The organism is Micromonospora sp. NPDC049201, from assembly GCF_055586805.1.
The window spans coordinates 367,691-383,024 of sequence record NZ_JBVJHM010000003.1 but is presented as its reverse complement, the minus strand read 5'-3'; the positions used below and the strand labels follow the sequence as shown (position 1 = coordinate 383,024).

19 protein-coding genes and 1 tRNA gene are annotated in these 15,334 nt (G+C 74.4%); 8 read left to right on the top strand and 12 right to left on the bottom strand.

Going from position 1 to position 15,334, the window contains the following annotated elements; translation table 11 throughout:
- Positions 1–11: 11 nt before the first annotated feature.
- The 4 genes from hutU to rfbA are packed head-to-tail and all read right to left on the bottom strand — an operon-like array spanning position 12 to position 4,075.
- Positions 12–1,661 carry a urocanate hydratase gene (gene hutU / locus ACZ6O5_RS08895; RefSeq protein ID WP_465975602.1) on the bottom strand — a complete coding sequence of 550 codons (1,650 nt, stop codon included), beginning with the start codon at positions 1,659–1,661 and terminating at the stop codon, positions 12–14.
- Between the two features lie 12 nt (positions 1,662–1,673).
- Complete coding sequence (locus ACZ6O5_RS08890) at positions 1,674–2,522, bottom strand: MurR/RpiR family transcriptional regulator (protein WP_465975600.1); 849 nt, start codon at positions 2,520–2,522, stop codon at positions 1,674–1,676.
- Between the two features lie 57 nt (positions 2,523–2,579).
- Positions 2,580–3,188 carry a dTDP-4-dehydrorhamnose 3,5-epimerase family protein gene (locus tag ACZ6O5_RS08885; protein ID WP_465975598.1) on the bottom strand — a complete coding sequence of 203 codons (609 nt, stop codon included), beginning with the start codon at positions 3,186–3,188 and terminating at the stop codon, positions 2,580–2,582.
- On the bottom strand, positions 3,185–4,075 hold the full coding sequence (gene rfbA, locus ACZ6O5_RS08880; protein WP_465975596.1) for a glucose-1-phosphate thymidylyltransferase RfbA: 891 nt from the start codon (positions 4,073–4,075) through the stop codon (positions 3,185–3,187). The genes ACZ6O5_RS08885 and rfbA overlap by 4 nt, the downstream gene beginning before the upstream one ends.
- A 35-nt stretch (positions 4,076–4,110) precedes the next feature.
- Here rfbA and rfbB point away from each other — a divergent pair, with 35 nt between their 5' ends.
- The 4 genes from rfbB (at position 4,111) to ACZ6O5_RS08860 (ending at position 7,586) form a co-directional block, all read left to right on the top strand.
- Positions 4,111–5,109, top strand: coding sequence for a dTDP-glucose 4,6-dehydratase (rfbB, locus tag ACZ6O5_RS08875; RefSeq protein ID WP_465975594.1), 999 nt, complete (start codon positions 4,111–4,113; stop codon positions 5,107–5,109).
- On the top strand, positions 5,106–5,984 hold the full coding sequence (rfbD, locus tag ACZ6O5_RS08870) for a dTDP-4-dehydrorhamnose reductase (protein WP_465975592.1): 879 nt from the start codon (positions 5,106–5,108) through the stop codon (positions 5,982–5,984). Before rfbB ends, rfbD begins: the two co-directional genes overlap by 4 nt.
- A gap of 207 nt (positions 5,985–6,191) precedes the next feature.
- Positions 6,192–6,488, top strand: a complete 297-nt coding sequence (locus ACZ6O5_RS08865; RefSeq protein ID WP_465975590.1) for a hypothetical protein — start codon at positions 6,192–6,194, stop codon at positions 6,486–6,488.
- A 54-nt stretch (positions 6,489–6,542) separates the two neighbouring features.
- Positions 6,543–7,586, top strand: coding sequence for an expansin EXLX1 family cellulose-binding protein (locus ACZ6O5_RS08860; RefSeq protein WP_465975588.1), 1,044 nt, complete (start codon positions 6,543–6,545; stop codon positions 7,584–7,586).
- 120 nt (positions 7,587–7,706) lie between these two features.
- Here ACZ6O5_RS08860 and ACZ6O5_RS08855 read toward each other — a convergent pair whose 3' ends face one another.
- From ACZ6O5_RS08855 to bcp, 4 genes are all read right to left on the bottom strand, one after another.
- Positions 7,707–8,231: a GNAT family N-acetyltransferase gene (locus tag ACZ6O5_RS08855; protein ID WP_465975586.1), complete on the bottom strand. Its 525-nt coding sequence runs from the start codon at positions 8,229–8,231 to the stop codon at positions 7,707–7,709.
- A 64-nt stretch (positions 8,232–8,295) separates the two neighbouring features.
- A tRNA-Leu gene (locus tag ACZ6O5_RS08850) sits at positions 8,296–8,381 on the bottom strand.
- Between the two features lie 13 nt (positions 8,382–8,394).
- Positions 8,395–8,922 carry a hypothetical protein gene (locus tag ACZ6O5_RS08845; protein ID WP_465975584.1) on the bottom strand — a complete coding sequence of 176 codons (528 nt, stop codon included), beginning with the start codon at positions 8,920–8,922 and terminating at the stop codon, positions 8,395–8,397.
- 31 nt (positions 8,923–8,953) lie between these two features.
- Positions 8,954–9,424, bottom strand: coding sequence for a thioredoxin-dependent thiol peroxidase (gene bcp / locus ACZ6O5_RS08840; protein WP_465975582.1), 471 nt, complete (start codon positions 9,422–9,424; stop codon positions 8,954–8,956).
- A 124-nt stretch (positions 9,425–9,548) separates the two neighbouring features.
- Here bcp and ACZ6O5_RS08835 point away from each other — a divergent pair, with 124 nt between their 5' ends.
- From ACZ6O5_RS08835 to ACZ6O5_RS08820, 4 genes are read left to right on the top strand one after another with little or no spacing between them, the layout of a single operon-like run.
- Positions 9,549–10,271 carry an energy-coupling factor ABC transporter permease gene (locus ACZ6O5_RS08835; RefSeq protein WP_465975580.1) on the top strand — a complete coding sequence of 241 codons (723 nt, stop codon included), beginning with the start codon at positions 9,549–9,551 and terminating at the stop codon, positions 10,269–10,271.
- Entirely contained in the window at positions 10,268–10,687 is a 420-nt protein-coding gene (locus ACZ6O5_RS08830) for a PDGLE domain-containing protein (protein WP_465975578.1), read from the top strand. The genes ACZ6O5_RS08835 and ACZ6O5_RS08830 overlap by 4 nt, the downstream gene beginning before the upstream one ends.
- A 17-nt stretch (positions 10,688–10,704) precedes the next feature.
- Positions 10,705–11,475 (top strand): cobalt ECF transporter T component CbiQ, encoded by a 771-nt coding sequence (cbiQ, locus tag ACZ6O5_RS08825; protein ID WP_465975576.1) that lies wholly within the window; start codon positions 10,705–10,707, stop codon positions 11,473–11,475.
- A complete protein-coding gene (locus ACZ6O5_RS08820; protein WP_465975574.1) occupies positions 11,472–12,239 on the top strand; it encodes an energy-coupling factor ABC transporter ATP-binding protein in 768 nt (255 codons plus the stop codon). The genes cbiQ and ACZ6O5_RS08820 overlap by 4 nt, the downstream gene beginning before the upstream one ends.
- A gap of 144 nt (positions 12,240–12,383) precedes the next feature.
- On the opposite strand, the gene ACZ6O5_RS08815 is transcribed toward ACZ6O5_RS08820, so the two are convergent.
- The 4 genes from ACZ6O5_RS08815 to ACZ6O5_RS08800 are packed head-to-tail and all read right to left on the bottom strand — an operon-like array spanning position 12,384 to position 15,320.
- A complete protein-coding gene (locus ACZ6O5_RS08815; RefSeq protein ID WP_465975572.1) occupies positions 12,384–13,478 on the bottom strand; it encodes a hypothetical protein in 1,095 nt (364 codons plus the stop codon).
- Positions 13,475–14,191, bottom strand: coding sequence for a DsbA family protein (locus tag ACZ6O5_RS08810; RefSeq protein ID WP_465975570.1), 717 nt, complete (start codon positions 14,189–14,191; stop codon positions 13,475–13,477). The genes ACZ6O5_RS08815 and ACZ6O5_RS08810 overlap by 4 nt, the downstream gene beginning before the upstream one ends.
- Positions 14,184–14,702: a MauE/DoxX family redox-associated membrane protein gene (locus ACZ6O5_RS08805; protein WP_465975568.1), complete on the bottom strand. Its 519-nt coding sequence runs from the start codon at positions 14,700–14,702 to the stop codon at positions 14,184–14,186. Before ACZ6O5_RS08805 ends, ACZ6O5_RS08810 begins: the two co-directional genes overlap by 8 nt.
- A 30-nt stretch (positions 14,703–14,732) precedes the next feature.
- Positions 14,733–15,320: a sigma-70 family RNA polymerase sigma factor gene (locus ACZ6O5_RS08800; protein WP_465975566.1), complete on the bottom strand. Its 588-nt coding sequence runs from the start codon at positions 15,318–15,320 to the stop codon at positions 14,733–14,735.
- Positions 15,321–15,334 lie beyond the last annotated feature (14 nt).

Here is a 15,334-nt window from a genome sequence, read left to right as displayed (position 1 = left end):
GGGGCCCCTCCTTACGCCTCGGCCATGGGGACGCGGACGGCGGTGCGCTCCGCGACCGCGCGGGCGTCGTCGTAGCCGGCGTCGACGTGCCGGATGACGCCCATCGCCGGGTCGTTGGTGAGCACCCGCTCGATCTTCTGCCCGGCGAGCGCGGTGCCGTCGGCGACGCAGACCTGGCCGGCGTGGATGGACCGGCCGATGCCGACCCCGCCGCCGTGGTGGATGGACACCCAGGACGCGCCGCTGGCGGTGTTGACGAGCGCGTTGAGCAGCGGCCAGTCGGCGATCGCGTCGGAGCCGTCGGCCATCGCCTCGGTCTCCCGGTAGGGGCTGGCCACGCTGCCGCAGTCCAGGTGGTCCCGGCCGATCACCACCGGCGCGCTCAGCTCACCGGAGGCCACCATCTCGTTGAACCGCACCCCGGCGCGGTCCCGCTCGCCGTAGCCGAGCCAGCAGATCCGGGCCGGCAGGCCCTGGAACGCGACCCGCTCGCCGGCCATCCGCATCCACCGGGCGAGCGACTCGTTCTCCGGGAACAGGTCGAGGATGGCCCGGTCGGTGGCGGCGATGTCGCGCGGGTCGCCGGAGAGCGCCGCCCAGCGGAACGGGCCCTTGCCCTCGCAGAACAGCGGCCGGATGTACGCCGGCACGAAGCCGGGGAAGTCGAACGCCCGCTCGTACCCGCCGAGCTTCGCCTCGCCCCGGATCGAGTTGCCGTAGTCGAACACCTCCGCGCCGGCGTCGAGGAAGCCCACCATCGCCTCGACGTGCTTCGCCATCGACGCCCGCGCCCGGTCGGTGAACTCGGCCGGCTTGGCCGCCGCGTAGTCCCGCGCGTCGCCCGGGTCCACCCCCTCCGGCAGGTACGACAGCGGGTCGTGCGCGCTTGTCTGGTCGGTCACGATGTCGATCTCGACGCCGCGCGCCAGCAGCTCGGGGAAGACGGTGGCCGCGTTGCCGACCACGCCGACGCTGAGCGCCCGCCGGTCCCGCTTCGCGGCCAGCGCCCGCGCCACCGCGTCGTCGAGCGAGTCGGCGATCTCGTCCAGGTAGCGGTCGTGCGCCCGGCGCTCCAACCGGGTCCGGTCCACGTCCACGATCAGGCAGACGCCGCCGTTCATGGTGACCGCGAGCGGCTGCGCGCCGCCCATCCCGCCGCAGCCGGCGGTCAACGTCAGCGTGCCGGCCAGGCTCCCGCCGAAGCGCTTGGCGGCGACCGCGGCGAACGTCTCGTAGGTGCCCTGGAGGATGCCCTGGGTGCCGATGTAGATCCACGACCCGGCGGTCATCTGCCCGTACATGGTCAGGCCGAGCGATTCGAGGCGGCGGAACTCCGGCCAGGTGGCCCAGTCGCCGACCAGGTTGGAGTTGGCCAGCAGCACGCGCGGCGCCCACTCGTGGGTGCGCAGCACGCCGACCGGCCGGCCGGACTGCACCAGCATGGTCTCGTCGTCACGCAGCTCGGTGAGCGTCCGCACCAACGCGTGGTAGGACGGCCAGTCCCGGGCCGCCTTTCCGGTGCCGCCGTAGACCACCAGGTCGTCGGGGCGCTCGGCCACCTCCGGGTCGAGGTTGTTCATCAGCATCCGCAGCGCGGCCTCCTGCGGCCACCCCTTCGCGGTGCGTACGGTGCCGCGGGCGGCGCGGACGGGCTGGTGCATCTCGTACTCCTCTCAGCCGAGGAACAACTGGCGGCGGGCGGCGGACGACTCGAACGCCTCGAGCCGGGCCTGGGTCTCGGCCGGGGCGGCGTCGCAGATCGCCTGCAACACCACCATGGCCAGCGTCATCGGGGCGGTGTGCAGGTCGAAGACGAGGTCGGTGCCGACCGCGGCGGGCAGCACCACCTCGGCGTGGTCGGTGGCCGGGCTGACCGGGGAGTCGGTGATGGCCACCACCGTCAGCCCGGCGTCGCGGGCCTCGCGCAGCGCGTCCAGCGTCTCCCGGGGGTAGCGGGGCAGCACGAACGCGAGCAGCGCGGTGGCGCCGGCGGCGACGGCCTGGTCGAGACGGTCGGCGAGCAGGCTGCCGCCGTCGTCGAGGACCCGCACGTCCGGGTGCACCTTCGCGGCGAAGTACGCGAAGTACGCGGCCAGCGGCGCGGCGGCGCGCAACCCGAGCACCGGCAGTGGTCGGGTGGCCGCCAGCAGCTTGCCCACCTCGGCGATCCGGTCGCCGTCGGCGAGCTGCCCGGCGAGCCGGTCGAGGTTGTCCCGCTCGGCGTGCACCGCCCGTTGCAGCGGGTTCCCGGCCGCGGCCGGCTCGGTCGTCCCGGTGGCGGCCAGTTCCCGCAGCCGGCGGCGCAGCGCGGGGTAGCCGTCGTGCCCGAGCGTCATGGCGAACCGGGTCACCGACGGCTGGCTGACCCCGGCCAGCTCGGCCACCTCGGCCGCGGACAGGTACGCCGCCGCGCCGGCGTGGCGTACCAGGCAGTGCGCGATGCGGCGCTGGGTCGGGGTGAGCCGCACGCCGTGGAAGAGGTCGAGCAGGCGGTCGGCGCTGGACGCAGCGCTTTCATTCACCCGCTGACTCTATGCATGAAAACTTTCAGCAGGCAAGCGGGGTGGCGGCGGTCCCGCTCAGGCCGACGGGTGCGCGCCCAGCCCGGCGGTGAAGGACCGGCAGGCGTCGTAGTCGGGCAGCCGGCCCGCCGCCCGCGCCTCGGCCAGGCTCGGCGCGGCCGCGTCCCGCGCGGACAGCAGCGGCGTCGCGGTCGGCCAGTCGATGGCGAGGGCCGGGTCGAGCGGGTGCACGGTGTGCTCGGCCGCCGGCCGGTACGTGGCGGAGCAGAGATAGCTGATCGTGGCGTCGTCGGTCAGCGCGCAGACGCCGTGCCCGAGCCCCTCGGCGAGGTAGACGGCCCGCCGGTCGGCGTCGTCCAGGCGTACCGCCTCCCACCGGCCGAAGGTCGGCGAGCCGACCCGGACGTCCACCACCACGTCCAGCACCGCCCCCCGGACACAGGTCAGGTACTTCGCCTGGCCGGGCGGGACGTCGGCGAAGTGGATGCCGCGCACCACGTCCCGCGCGGAGACCGAGAGGTTGGCCTGGGCCAGCCGCAACGGATGCCCCACCGCCTCGGCGAGCCGGTCGTGGCGGTACCACTCCAGGAAACGCCCGCGCGGGTCGCCGTGCTGCTGCGGCGTGACCTCCCAGGCCCCCTCGATGCCCAGCGGCCGGATCCTCACGAGCCGCTCCGGACGGTGCCCGGCCGCTCGGCCAGCAGGCCCAGCAGGTAGTCGCCGTAACCGCTGCGGGTCAGCGGGTGGGCCAGCGCCCGCAGCCGCTCGTCGTCGATCAGCCCGGACCGCCAGACCACCTCCTCGACACAGCCGATCTTCATGCCCTGGCGCTCCTCGATCACCCGGACGAACTCGGCGGCCTGCATCAGCGAGGTGAACGTGCCGGTGTCCAGCCAGGCGGTGCCCCGGTCGAGCACCGTCACGGACAGCTCGCCCCACCCGCGGTAGGTCTCGTTCACCGCCGTGATCTCCAACTCGCCCCGGGCGCTGGGCGTCAGCTTGCGGGCGATGTCGACCACCCGGTTGTCGTAGAAGTAGAGGCCGGGCACCACGTACCGGGAGCGGGGCCGGGCCGGCTTCTCCTCGATCGACAGCACCCGGCCGGCCGCGTCGAACTCGACCACGCCGTACGCCTGCGGGTTGGCGACCGGATACGCGAAGACCCGCCCGCCGGCCGGGTCGCCGTGCTGCGCGAGCTGCCGGCCGAGACCGACGCCGTGGAAGATGTTGTCGCCCAGGACCAGCGCGACCGAGTCGTCACCGATGAAGTCCGCGCCGATCAGGAACGCCTGCGCGATGCCCTCCGGCCGGGCCTGCTCGGCGTACGTCAGCCGCAGCCCCCACTGGCCGCCGTCGCCGAGCAGCCGCTCGAACTGCGGGCGGTCCTCCGGCGTCGTGATCACCAGGATCTCCCGCACCCCGGCCATCACCAGCGTGGACAGCGGGTAGTAGACCATCGGCTTGTCGAAGACCGGCATGAGCTGCTTGGAAACGGCCCGCGTGATCGGCCAGAGCCGGGATCCGCTGCCACCGGCGAGAAGGATTCCGCGCACCCGCGGAGCGTACCGTCGCGTAAACTCTACGATCCGTGAGGATCCTCGTCACCGGTGGCGCCGGCTTCATCGGCTCGGAGTACGCGCGGATGCTGCTCGGGCGGCCCGGCGGCGACGGGGCGTGGACGCCGGACCCGGTGCCCGCCGCGGTGACCGTGCTGGACAAGCTCACCTACTCCGGTAACCCGGCCAACCTCGACCCGGTACGCGACGATCCCCGCCTGCGCCTCGTGCCCGGCGACATCTGCGACGCGGCCCTCGTCGACGACGTGGTCGGAGGCCACGACGTGATCGTCCACTTCGCCGCCGAGTCGCACGTGGACCGGTCCATCACCGGCGCGGCCCCGTTCGTCACCACGAACGTGCTCGGCACCCAGACGCTGCTCGACGCCGCGCTGCGCCACGGCACCCGCCGCTTCGTGCACGTCTCCACCGACGAGGTGTACGGCTCGATCGACGTCGGCTCCTGGACCGAGGCGTGGCCGTTGGCGCCGAACTCCCCGTACTCGGCCTCGAAGGCCGGCGCCGACCTGCTGGCGTTGGCCTACCACCGCACCCACGGCCTCGACGTGGTGGTGACCCGCTGCGCCAACAACTACGGGCCGTACCAGTTCCCGGAGAAGGTCGTCCCGCTCTTCGTCACCAACCTGCTCGACGGCGGCACCGTGCCGCTCTACGGCGACGGCGGCAACGTCCGGGACTGGCTGCACGTGCACGACCACTGCCGGGGCATCGCGCTGGTGCAGGAGAAGGGCCGCGCCGGCGAGGTCTACCACATCGGCGGCGGCACCGAGCTGACCAACCGCGAGTTGACCGGCCGGCTGCTGGCGGCCTGCGACGCCGGCTGGGACCGGGTGGTGCCGGTCCCCGACCGCAAGGGCCACGACCGCCGCTACTCGCTCGACATCACCAAGATCCAGAACGAGCTGGGGTACGCCCCGCGCATCGACCTCGACCGGGGCCTGGCCGACACCGTGCGCTGGTACCGGGAGAACCGGGCCTGGTGGGAGCCGCTGAAGGCGGCGCACCGGTGACCCGGCTGCTGGTCACCGGCGCCGGTGGCATGCTCGGCCGCGACCTGGTGACCGTACTGCGCGCCCGCCCCGACCGGTCCGTCACCGCCGCCACCCGCGCCGACCTCGACGTCACCGACCCGGACGCGGTACGGGACGCGGTCGCCGGGCACGACGTGGTGCTCAACGCCGCCGCGTGGACCGATGTGGACGGCGCCCAGACCCGGGAACGGGACGCCACCGCCGTCAACGGCGACGCGGTCGCGCACCTGGCCCGGGCCTGCGCCGCCACCGGCGCCCGACTGGTGCACGTCTCCACCGACTACGTGTTCGGCGGCGACGCCACCCGGCCGTACCCGGAGGACGCGCCGACCGGCCCGGTCAACGCGTACGGGCGGAGCAAGCTCGCCGGGGAACGGGCGGTGGCCCGGCTGCTGCCCGAGCGCGGGTACGTGGTGCGGACCGCCTGGCTCTACGGCGCCCACGGGCGCAACTTCGTCACCACCGTGCTGCGGCTGGCCGCCGACCGCGACCGGCTCGACGTGGTGGCCGACCAGCACGGGCAACCGACCTGGTCGTACCGGCTCGCCGAGCGGCTCGTCGCGCTCGCCGACGCGGCGCTGGCCGGCGACGCCGCGCCGGGCGTCTACCACGGCACCGCGTCCGGCGAGACGACCTGGTACGGCCTCGCCCGCGCGGTGTTCGCACTGTCCGGCCTGGACCCGGCGCGGGTCCGCCCGACCACCGGCGACCGCGTTCCGCGCCCGGCGCCCCGCCCCCGCTACAGCGTGCTGGGCCACGACCGGTGGGCCGCCGCGAAACTGCCGCCGCCCGGCGACTGGCACACGGACCTGGCCGAGGCGCTGGCCGGCCACCGGGCAGGTTGGCGGCGGTGACGTGCGCCCCGATCACGGCCAGGTCGTCACCCTGGAACAACGTCGCGACCGATCTCGACGACCGGCCGGGAACACCTCCGCCAGGATGACTCGTCCGGACGGACGACGTCGCCCGTCGGTCGGCCCGCCCGCCCGGCGCGGGCCTTGCGGCCGAACCGTGCGGGATCGATGATGGCCGAAACGACCGGATCGGACCGAGGAGTCGACATGCAGGTGATCCACCAGCCGCGGGTGGCGTGGGACACGGCCCGGGTGATCGGCGACGCGCTCCGGGACGACGCCCTGTTCGGCTGGCTCCACCAGGAGTTCGGCGGCCTGTTCGGGCCCGCCGCCGGGGATGCCCTCACGGAGAGCCGCGACCGGGTCCGCTGGGCCGGCGACGCCCGCCTCCCGGTCGAGACCGGCCTCTGGCGGGTCCGCCTGGAGGACGCGCTGCGGCAGCGCCCGGAGCTCGCCGACGAGCTGGCCGGTCTCGCCTCGGTCGCCCGCGCGCACCGGCCTTAGCTTTCGCTTAGCCCGCTTGTCCGGCGACCACCCGGTCCGGCAGCATCGACCGGCGTGACCGACGGCAGCGCGCCCCACCCCTCCACGTCCACCGGCGACGGACTCCCGCCCATCCGGACCGGCCGTCGCCGTACCCCGTCCCGGGCCCGCCGCCGGCTCGCCGCCGCCGGCCTGGCCACCCTCGCCGCCGTGGTCGCGGTGACCCTCGCGGTACGCGGCGGCGCGGCCCCCGCCTGCGCCGCCCCACCCCGCGTGGCCCTTCCGTTGGCCGCCGTCCCCGCTCGCGCGTCCCTTCCGTTGGCCGCCCCGCCGGCTGGTGGCGTCACGCACACCGGCAAAGCCACGTTCTACGACTCGAAGGGCGCCGGCGGCAACTGCTCCCGGCCCGCCGCGCCCGCCAACCGGCTCTACGTCGCGCTCGGCCCGAGCGAGTACGCGGCCGGCGCGTCCTGCGGCGGCTTCCTCGACGTCACCGGCCCGCGTGGCACCGTCCGGGTGCTCGTCATGGACCAGTGCCCGGAGTGCGCCCCCGGCCACCTGGACCTCTCCGCCGAGGCGTTCGCCCGGATCGCCGACCCGGTGCAGGGCGTGGTGCAGGTCCGCTACCGGGCCGTGGTCGACCCGCCGCTGCCCGGCCCGCTCACGTTCCGCCTCAAGGAGGGCGCGTCACAGTGGTGGTTCGCCGTCCTGGTCGGCGACCACGGCAACCCGCTGCGCTCGGTGGAGGTCCGGCAGAACGGCTCGTGGCGCGCGGCGGCGCGCGAGGACTACAACTACTGGCTGATCCCGTCCGGCGCCGGCCCCGGCCCGTACGCGATCCGGGTCACCGACGTGTCCGGCCACCGGGCCACCGCCACCGGCATCCGGATGCTCCCCGGCCAGGTGCAGCGCAGCACCACCCGGATGTACGGGGGCGGCACCGCGACCACCGCCCGTACCGCGAAGCCGTCCCGCTCGCCGTCGTCTCCCCGCCCGACCCCGACCCCCAGCCGTCCCGCCTCCCCACCCCCGTCCACGCCACCCTCGGCCACCCCGCTCCGGGCCTCCCCGTCCCCGCTGACGCCCCTCCGCGAGGCCGCCGCCCCCACCTGCGCCTGACCCCCCACCCCCACCCCCTCACCCACCCCGTGCCGCCTGATTTACGGAAAGCGTGGCCATCCCGGCCGGAATGACCACGCTTTCCGTGAATCAGCGCCCCTTTTCGGGGCGGGTGAGGGGTCAGGGGAGGGGGGGGTCTTGCCACATGAGGATCTCGTCGCGGGAGTCGGTGGGGGAGAGGCGTAGGGCGGCGGGGAGACGGCCGACCTCGCGGTAGCCGAGGCGGCGGTAGAAGCGGTCCAGGCCGAGGCCGTCGCGGACCGTCACGTGCAGCGCCGTCACGCCCAGCGAGCGGGCCACCCGCTCGGCCTCGCGCATCAGCGCCGCGCCGTACCCGCGTCCCTGGGTGTCGGGGTGCACCATGACGCGCTTGAGCACCCGCCAGTGCGTCTTGAGGTGGAAACGGTTGTCGCTGATGACCAGGACGGCGACCAGCCGGTCACCCTGGTAGCCGGCGAGCAGCCGGTCCGGTCCGTCGGCGACGTCGGCGAGCGTCGACTCGGCGACCGGGCGCACCTCGGCGGCGCTCACCGGGGCGACGAAGCCGACCGCGCCGCCGGCATTGGTCGCCTCCACCCAGAGGGCGACGAGCCGTTCGCGCAGCTCGGGGGTCAGGTCGGGGTCGAGCACGAAACGCAGGTCCACGCCGCCATCCTGCGGTGGCCGCCCCAATGACGGCGCGTGTTGGTGACACGGTCGACATCGCTGATGGTGCGGGAGGGGGGTTTCGAACCCCCACGTCCTCTCGGACACAGGCTCCTAAGGCCTGCGCGTCTGCCGTTCCGCCACTCCCGCCGACCTGCTGAGTCTAAGGCGTGGGGCCGGAGTGGTGTGCAGCCCGGCCCGTGCCGGAACGACGGGCGTCGCCGGCCTTGTTGCGGCCCGCGAAGGTGTCGGTCTGGCTGTGACAGTTCGGGCAGAGGATCCGCAGGTTGGGCGGCCGGTTGTCGAGGAAGTCACCGTTGATGTGGTCGACGTGCAGGGTCAGTGGGCGGCCGAACCAGACCGGCCCGCAGCGGCACTGCTCACATTCCTGCGGCACACCGATGTCGCCCAGCGCCCACTTCAGCCGGGTGCCGGGAGTACGCCGTGAGCCGGCCGGAAGTCGGAGGAGCAGTTGTGACGACGTCGTCCGGCGCGGGCTCGGCTGTCCCTTGTTGTGGGCCTGCCCGGTGAAGTGTGAGGTGTCGATGCCGAAGCGCTTGAGCTGCCGGCTGATGTGCGCGTGCGACCCGCCGCTGATCCGCACCCCGAGCAGCCGCATGACCTCGGTGACGCTGTGCGCCCGCGCGGCGGTCGCGGCCAGCAGCTCGGGGGAGTACCGGTAGCGGACCACCCGCAGACGGTAGCGGCGGCCTCCGACAGCGTCAGTCGAGACCGAGGTCGCGGCGCAGCTTGGCGACGTGCCCGGTGGCCTTGACGTTGTAGAGCGCCCGCTCGATCTTGCCGTCGGCGTCGATGACGAACGTGGAGCGGATCACGCCGGTGACGGTGCGCCCGTACGACTGCTTCTCGCCGTAGGCTCCGTACGCGGTCAGCACCGCCTTGTCCTCGTCGGCGACCAGCGGGAACGTGATCGAGTCCCGCTCGCGGAACTTCGCCAGCTTCGCCGGCTTGTCCGGGGAGATGCCGACCACCTGGTAGCCGGCGGACTGCAACGAGGCGAGCGAGTCGCGGAAGTCGCACGCCTGCTTCGTGCAGCCGGGCGTCATGGCAGCCGGGTACGCGTACAGGATGACCTTGCGACCACGCAGGTCGGCCAGGGAGAGCGTCCCGCCGTCGTCGGTGGGGAGCGCGAAGTCGGGGGCGGGGTCGCCGGGGTTGAGGCGGTCGGTCATGGCGGGAACGATACCGCCGCGCGCGGGCCGGAGGCGGGCGGCGACGCGCGGCCGGCCGGTGATCATCACCATGGCTTGTTGCAAGGGATTGGCAACAACGTCTCCCGGGAAATAGGCTCTGCCCGTGGAAACCCTGGCGATGCACATCTCCAACGGGATCATCGACGGTCCCGTCGCCGCGATCTTCGCGGCCTTCGCGCTCGCCGCGCTCACGTTCTGCGTGCTGCGCGGCCGGGCCGACCTCGACGACCGGCTGGCGCCGATGGCCGGCCTGGTGGCCGCGTTCATCTTCGCCGTGCAGATGCTCAACTTCCCGATCTTCACCGCCGGGGTGAGCGGTCACCTGCTCGGTGGCGCGCTCGCCGCGCTGCTGGTCGGCCCGTGGGTGGGCGCGCTCTGCGTCGCCGTGGTGCTGGTCGTGCAGGCCCTGGTGTTCGGGGACGGCGGGGTGGCCATGCTCGGCCTCAACATCACCAACATGGCGATCCTGGGCACCGCCGCCGCGTACCTGCTGATCGCGCTGCTGCTGCGGGTGCTGCCGCGCACCCCGGCCGGGCTGGCGATCACCGCGTTCGTGTCCGCGCTGGTCAGCGTCGTGGTCGCGTCCCAGGGCTTCGTGCTCCAGTACTGGCTGGGCGGCACCACCGACCTCGGCGGCAACCTCGGCGGGCTGGCCGGCACGATGGCCGTCGCCCACCTGCTGATCGGCATCGGCGAGGGTCTGATCACCGCGACCACGGTGGTCACCGTCGCCAAGGTCCGCCCCGATCTGGTGTACGCGTTGCGCGCCCTGAAGAAGCCGGCCGTACCGGCCCCCGCCGTCCCGGTCGCCGGAGGTGCCCGATGAGCAAGCGTTCCTGGCCGTTCCTCCTCGGTGGCCTGCTGGTCGCCCTGCTGCTGGCCGGCGTGGTCAGCAACTACGCCTCGTCCCACCCGGACGGGCTGGACTCCTCGCTGCTCAAGGGCTGCACGGTGAACGCCGACGACGAGATCACCGGCGGTAGCTGCCCGGCCCAGCAGGCGAAGGACCACGAGTTGGCGGACAGCCCGCTGGCCGACTACGGCGTCCGGGGGATCGGCAACGACTTCCTCTCCACCGGCCTGTCCGGCGTGCTCGGCGTGCTGCTCACGTTCGCGCTCGGCGGCGGCCTGTTCTGGCTGGCCCGCCGCCGCGGCCCGACGAGCGGCCCGGCAACCGGCCCGACGAGCGGCCCGGCCACCGGCGACAGTGGGACCACCACGCAGCCCGCCGGCACCCGCTGAGCCCGGGGGAGCGACGAATGGGCGCCGGGCACGGGCACGTGCTCTACCGCGAGTCCGGCTCGCCGGTGCACCGCCTCCCGCCGGAGGTGAAGATCACCGCCATGGTGCTCTTCACCGTGGCGGTGGTGGCCACGCCCCGGGAGGCGTACTGGGCGTTCGGCGGGTACGCGCTGCTGGTCGTCGCCGTGGCGGCGCTGGCCCGGGTCGGCCCGCGCTGGCTGCTCGGCCGGGCGCTGATCGAGCTGCCGTTCGTGCTGTTCGCGTTCGCGCTGCCGTTCCTCGGCACCGGTGAGCGGGTCGGGGTGGCCGGGCTGAGCCTCTCCGTCGACGGGCTGCACGGCGCGTTCAACATCCTGGCCAAGGGCACGCTTGGCGTACTCGCGTCGCTCCTGCTGGCCGCGACCACCACGACCCGGGACCTGATCCTCGGCCTGGACCGGCTGCGCTGCCCGCAGATCCTCACCCAGATCGCCACGTTCATGCTGCGCTACCTGGAGGTGCTGGTCGGCGAGGCCCGGCGGATGCGGCTGGCCCGGGTGTCCCGGGGCGACGACCCGCGCTTCCTCTGGCAGTTGCGCGGCTTCGCGGCCGGTGTCGGCGCGCTGTTCCTGCGCGCGTTCGAGCGCGGCGAGCGGGTCTACCTGGCGATGGTCTCGCGCGGCTACACCGGCCGGATGCCGGCGGTGTGGCAGGGGACCGGCGCGGCCACCGCCGGGCAGTGGGCGGTCGCCGCGACGGTCCCGGTGATCGCGGCCTCCATCGCCGCCGCCGCGCTCGTCCTGCAATGATCGGGTACGTGCAGCCGCCGCCCTCCCTGGACGTCCGTGGCGTCCGGTACGCGTACCCGGACGGTCACGTCGCCCTGCACGGGGTGGACCTGACCGTGCCGCGCGGCGACCGGGTGGCGCTGCTGGGGCCGAACGGCGCCGGCAAGACCACGCTGGTGCTGCACCTCAACGGCATCCTCACCCCGACGGAGGGCACGGTCGAGGTGGGCGGCCTGACCGTCTCCCGCTACCGGGGCACGCTGGCCGAGGTGCGCCGCCGGGTCGGCATCGTCTTCCAGGACCCGGACGACCAGCTCTTCCTGCCCACGGTGGCGGAGGACGTCGCGTTCGGTCCGGCCAACCTGGGGTTGCGCGGGGCCGAGCTGGCGGAACGGGTCGACGAGTCCCTGGCGGCGGTGGGCATGGCCGAGCACCGGGACCGCGCGCCGCACCACCTGTCGTTCGGCCAGCGCCGGCGGGTGGCGGTGGCCACCGTGCTCGCGATGCGGCCGGAGATCCTGGTGCTGGACGAACCGTCGTCGAACCTCGACCCGGCGGCCCGCCGGGAGCTGGCGGAGATCCTGCGCGCCCTGCCGGTGACGCTCCTGATGGTCACGCACGACCTGCCGTACGCGGCCGAGCTGTGCCCCCGCGCGGTGATCCTGGACGGCGGCCGGATCGTGGCCGACGCCCCCACCAAAGACCTCCTGGCCGACACCACCCTGCTCGCGCAGCACCGCCTGGAACTCCCCTACGGCTTCACCCCACCCCTCCCCCACCCCTAACCCGCCCCCCACCCCTCGCCCCCACCCCTCGCCCCCGAACCTCGGCGATCTTGCACTTTCTGCCCCGGCAAAAAGGGCAGAAGCCGCACCAACCGGGCCGCAACTGCAAGATCGCCGGGCCGGGCCGGGGTGGGGTGGGGTGGGTTAGGGGATCAGGGTTGCGTGGGGCGGGGTGGGGCGGGGGGTGGCGCGGGCGGTGGTGCGGAGGCGGAGCAGGCCGGCGGCGACCGCGCCGGCGCCGGTGGCCAGCGCCACGGTGACCAGGACCCGGATGAGCGTGGGTGGGCCGGCGGCCGGGGGGACCGAGCGGGCCAGCACGGCGAGGTTGGACACGCCGGCGAACAGCGTGAGGCAGGCGCCGGCGAGTGCCAGCGTGAAGTCGGCGGCCGGCCGGCGGGCCAGCGCGTACCCGCCGGCGGCCAGCGCGCCGAGGCCGGTGAGCAGCGTCCACACCTGGCCGGTGACCAGTTCGGCGAGCAGACCGCCCGCCCCGGGCGCGCCGGTGTCGAGCGCCCGGCCGACGGTGAGCGCCACGGTGGCCGCGCCACCCACGGCGAGCAGTCCGACCACCGCGCGCAGCGCGCGGACGCCGGCAGCCGTGCCGCCGGGCACCAGCCCGGCCGCGCCGAGCGTCAGGAAACCGAGCGTGGCGGCCACCCACCACGGGTACGGGTCGGGCGGCGGCACCCAGTCCAGCGTGCCGCGTACCTCGGTCGGGGTGTCGCCGGCGCGCAGCGGCACCACCCAGTCGCGGACCCGCTGGACGCGGCCCGGGTCGGCGGCGGCGGCGGGCGGGCCGTCGGAGCGCCAGAGCGTGCGCTGGTCGTGCCAGCGGTAGGTCGGCCCGTCGGCGATCCGTCGCCAGGCCGGCGCGGCGGCCGGGTCGGCCTCGGCGGGGAGTCGTGTCTCCCCGGCGATGGTGCGGTTCAGCCAGGTGGCCGGCGAGCGGCTGTTCTCGAAGACCCCGCCGGGGCCGATCCGCAGGTACGGCTCGCCGGAGTAGCCGAGCACGGTGACGTCGGCGCCGCCGCGGTTGGTCAGCTCCAGCCGCGCGCCGGCCTCCACCATCCGGGCGGTCAGCCCGGTCCGCTCCGGGCCGACGCCGGTGACGGTGGCCCGGTAGTCGGTGCCGTCCGGCGCGTCCGCGCCGTGCGCGGCGGCCGGCGAGGCGAACGCGAGCAGGGCGGTGGTCGCGGCGGCGGCCAGCAACCCGGCCCGGCGCAGCGGTGCGGGGATCACTTGCCGGCCGCCGCCACGGCCGCCTTGATGCCGTCCGGGCTCTTGTCCGCCAGGTCGGTGCCGTTGACCTTGATGGTGGGGGTGCCGGTGACGCCGGACCGGCTGGCCTCGTCGGTGACGTGCCCGGTCCACGCCGTGTACGTGCCGTCGTTCACGCATGAGCCGAAGTCGTCCCGGTTCAGCCCGAGGCCCACGCCGATGTCGATCAACTCGTCGTTGCTGAGCCCGGCGCTGCCCTCGGCCGGCTGCTTCGCGAAGAGCTGGTCGGTGAACTCGCGGAACTTGCCGCCCTTCGCGGCGCAACCGGAGGCGGCCGAGGAGCGGGTGGAGTACTCGGTGGTGGAGAAACGGTTCAGGAACGCGACCGGGTGGAAGACCACCTTGGCCTTGCCCGCGCTGACGAGCTGGTTCACCGTCTCGCCGTTGACCTGCTGGAACTGTTTGCAGACCGGGCAGAGGTAGTCCTCGTAGAGGTCGATGGTGACCGGGCCGGAACCGTAGACGATGCCGGTGCCGGCGTCGTTCGCGCCGGGCGGGGCGGTGAAGTCGTCGGACTTCTGCGAGGAGTAGACGGCCCAGCCGATGCCGCCGGCGATGACCAGCACCAGCACCGCGGCGATGGTGGTGAAGAGCGTGCGCTTGCGGCGCTTCTCCCGGGCGATCTGCTCGCGTACCACGCGCGAGGCGTCCTTGCGGCCCTTGCGGCTACTCATCGTCGTCCTCCACGGTGTCGCCCGCGAGCCACCCGTCCACCGAGAACGGGGTGCGGGGCCAGATCAGCAGGAACCCGGCCAGTGCCAGGAACCCGAGGTCCCGGAGGATCTCCGGGAGGTAGCTCGGCGTCTCCCCGGCGCCGAGTTGGCCGCCGCTGCCGAAGCACCCGCAGTCGATGGCCAGGCCGCGGACCCAGGCCGACGCGATGCCGGCGACGAAGACCACCAGCAGCGCCGCGGAGACGCCGGCGCTCACCCGGGTGGCCAGCCCGGCGAGCAGCAGCAGGCCCAGGGCCAGCTCCACGAACGGCAGCGCCGCCCCGATCACGGTGGCCACGTCGTACGGCATCACCTGGTAGGCGTTCACGGCCCGGCCGGAGGCGGCCAGGTCACCGACCTTGGCGCCGCCGGCGACCAGCCAGACGGCGGCCAGGCCGAGGCGGGCCGCGACGCCCAGCCAGGGGCGCAGCGCCGGCCAGCGCGCGGCGGCAGGGGAGGGGTGCACAGTCATTCGTCGTCCGGCGGCCACGAAAGGTTCCCGCTATCCGGCCCGCGTGTCGCCGACGGCGTCGACCAGTTCGTCGCGGGCCCGGGCGACCCGGGAACGGATGGTGCCCACCGGCACCCCCTCCACGTCGGCGGCCTCGACGTAGGAGAGGCCGAGCAGTTGGGTGAGCACGAACGCGGAGCGTCGCTCGGCGGGCAGCCGGCGGACCAGGTCGGTGGCGCCGAGCTGGCCGGCCGGGTCCGGGTACGGCCGGTCGGTGGCCGCCTGGGCGGCGAGCCGCTCGTCGAGCCGGCGGCGGCGCACCAGGGTACGCAGGTGGTCGGCGCAGGCCCGTCGGGCGATGCCGAGCAGCCAGGTGCGGGCGGTGGACCGACCCTCGAAGCCGGGCAGCGCGCGCAACGCCCGCAGGTAGGTCTCCTGGGTCAGGTCGTCCGCGCTGTCCGGGTCGACCAGGGCGGCGGTGAAGCGCCAGACCTCGGCCTGGGTGGCCCGGACGAACGCGGCCCGCGCGTCCGGGTCGCCGTGTCGGGCCGCCAGCGCCCAGTCGGTGACCGTCTCCCGCGCAGCCCCGGGCCCCGCCCGGAGGCGGTCGGCGGCGGTGTCGCGCGGGGCGGGGATCACGTGAGACGAGGTTA

What these genes read in the sequence shown, in the direction of transcription:
- ACZ6O5_RS08805 (WP_465975568.1), bottom strand. Translation starts at nt 14,702, where the DNA reads ATGACTGTGCACCCCTCCCCTGCCGCCGCGCGCTGGCCGGCGCTGCGC.
- hutU (WP_465975602.1), bottom strand. Translation starts at nt 1,661, where the DNA reads ATGCACCAGCCCGTCCGCGCCGCCCGCGGCACCGTACGCACCGCGAAG.
- cbiQ (WP_465975576.1), top strand. Translation starts at nt 10,705, where the DNA reads ATGGGCGCCGGGCACGGGCACGTGCTCTACCGCGAGTCCGGCTCGCCG.
- bcp (WP_465975582.1), bottom strand. Translation starts at nt 9,424, where the DNA reads ATGACCGACCGCCTCAACCCCGGCGACCCCGCCCCCGACTTCGCGCTC.
- ACZ6O5_RS08830 (WP_465975578.1), top strand. Translation starts at nt 10,268, where the DNA reads ATGAGCAAGCGTTCCTGGCCGTTCCTCCTCGGTGGCCTGCTGGTCGCC.
- ACZ6O5_RS08810 (WP_465975570.1), bottom strand. Translation starts at nt 14,191, where the DNA reads ATGAGTAGCCGCAAGGGCCGCAAGGACGCCTCGCGCGTGGTACGCGAG.
- ACZ6O5_RS08820 (WP_465975574.1), top strand. Translation starts at nt 11,472, where the DNA reads ATGATCGGGTACGTGCAGCCGCCGCCCTCCCTGGACGTCCGTGGCGTC.
- ACZ6O5_RS08865 (WP_465975590.1), top strand. Translation starts at nt 6,192, where the DNA reads ATGCAGGTGATCCACCAGCCGCGGGTGGCGTGGGACACGGCCCGGGTG.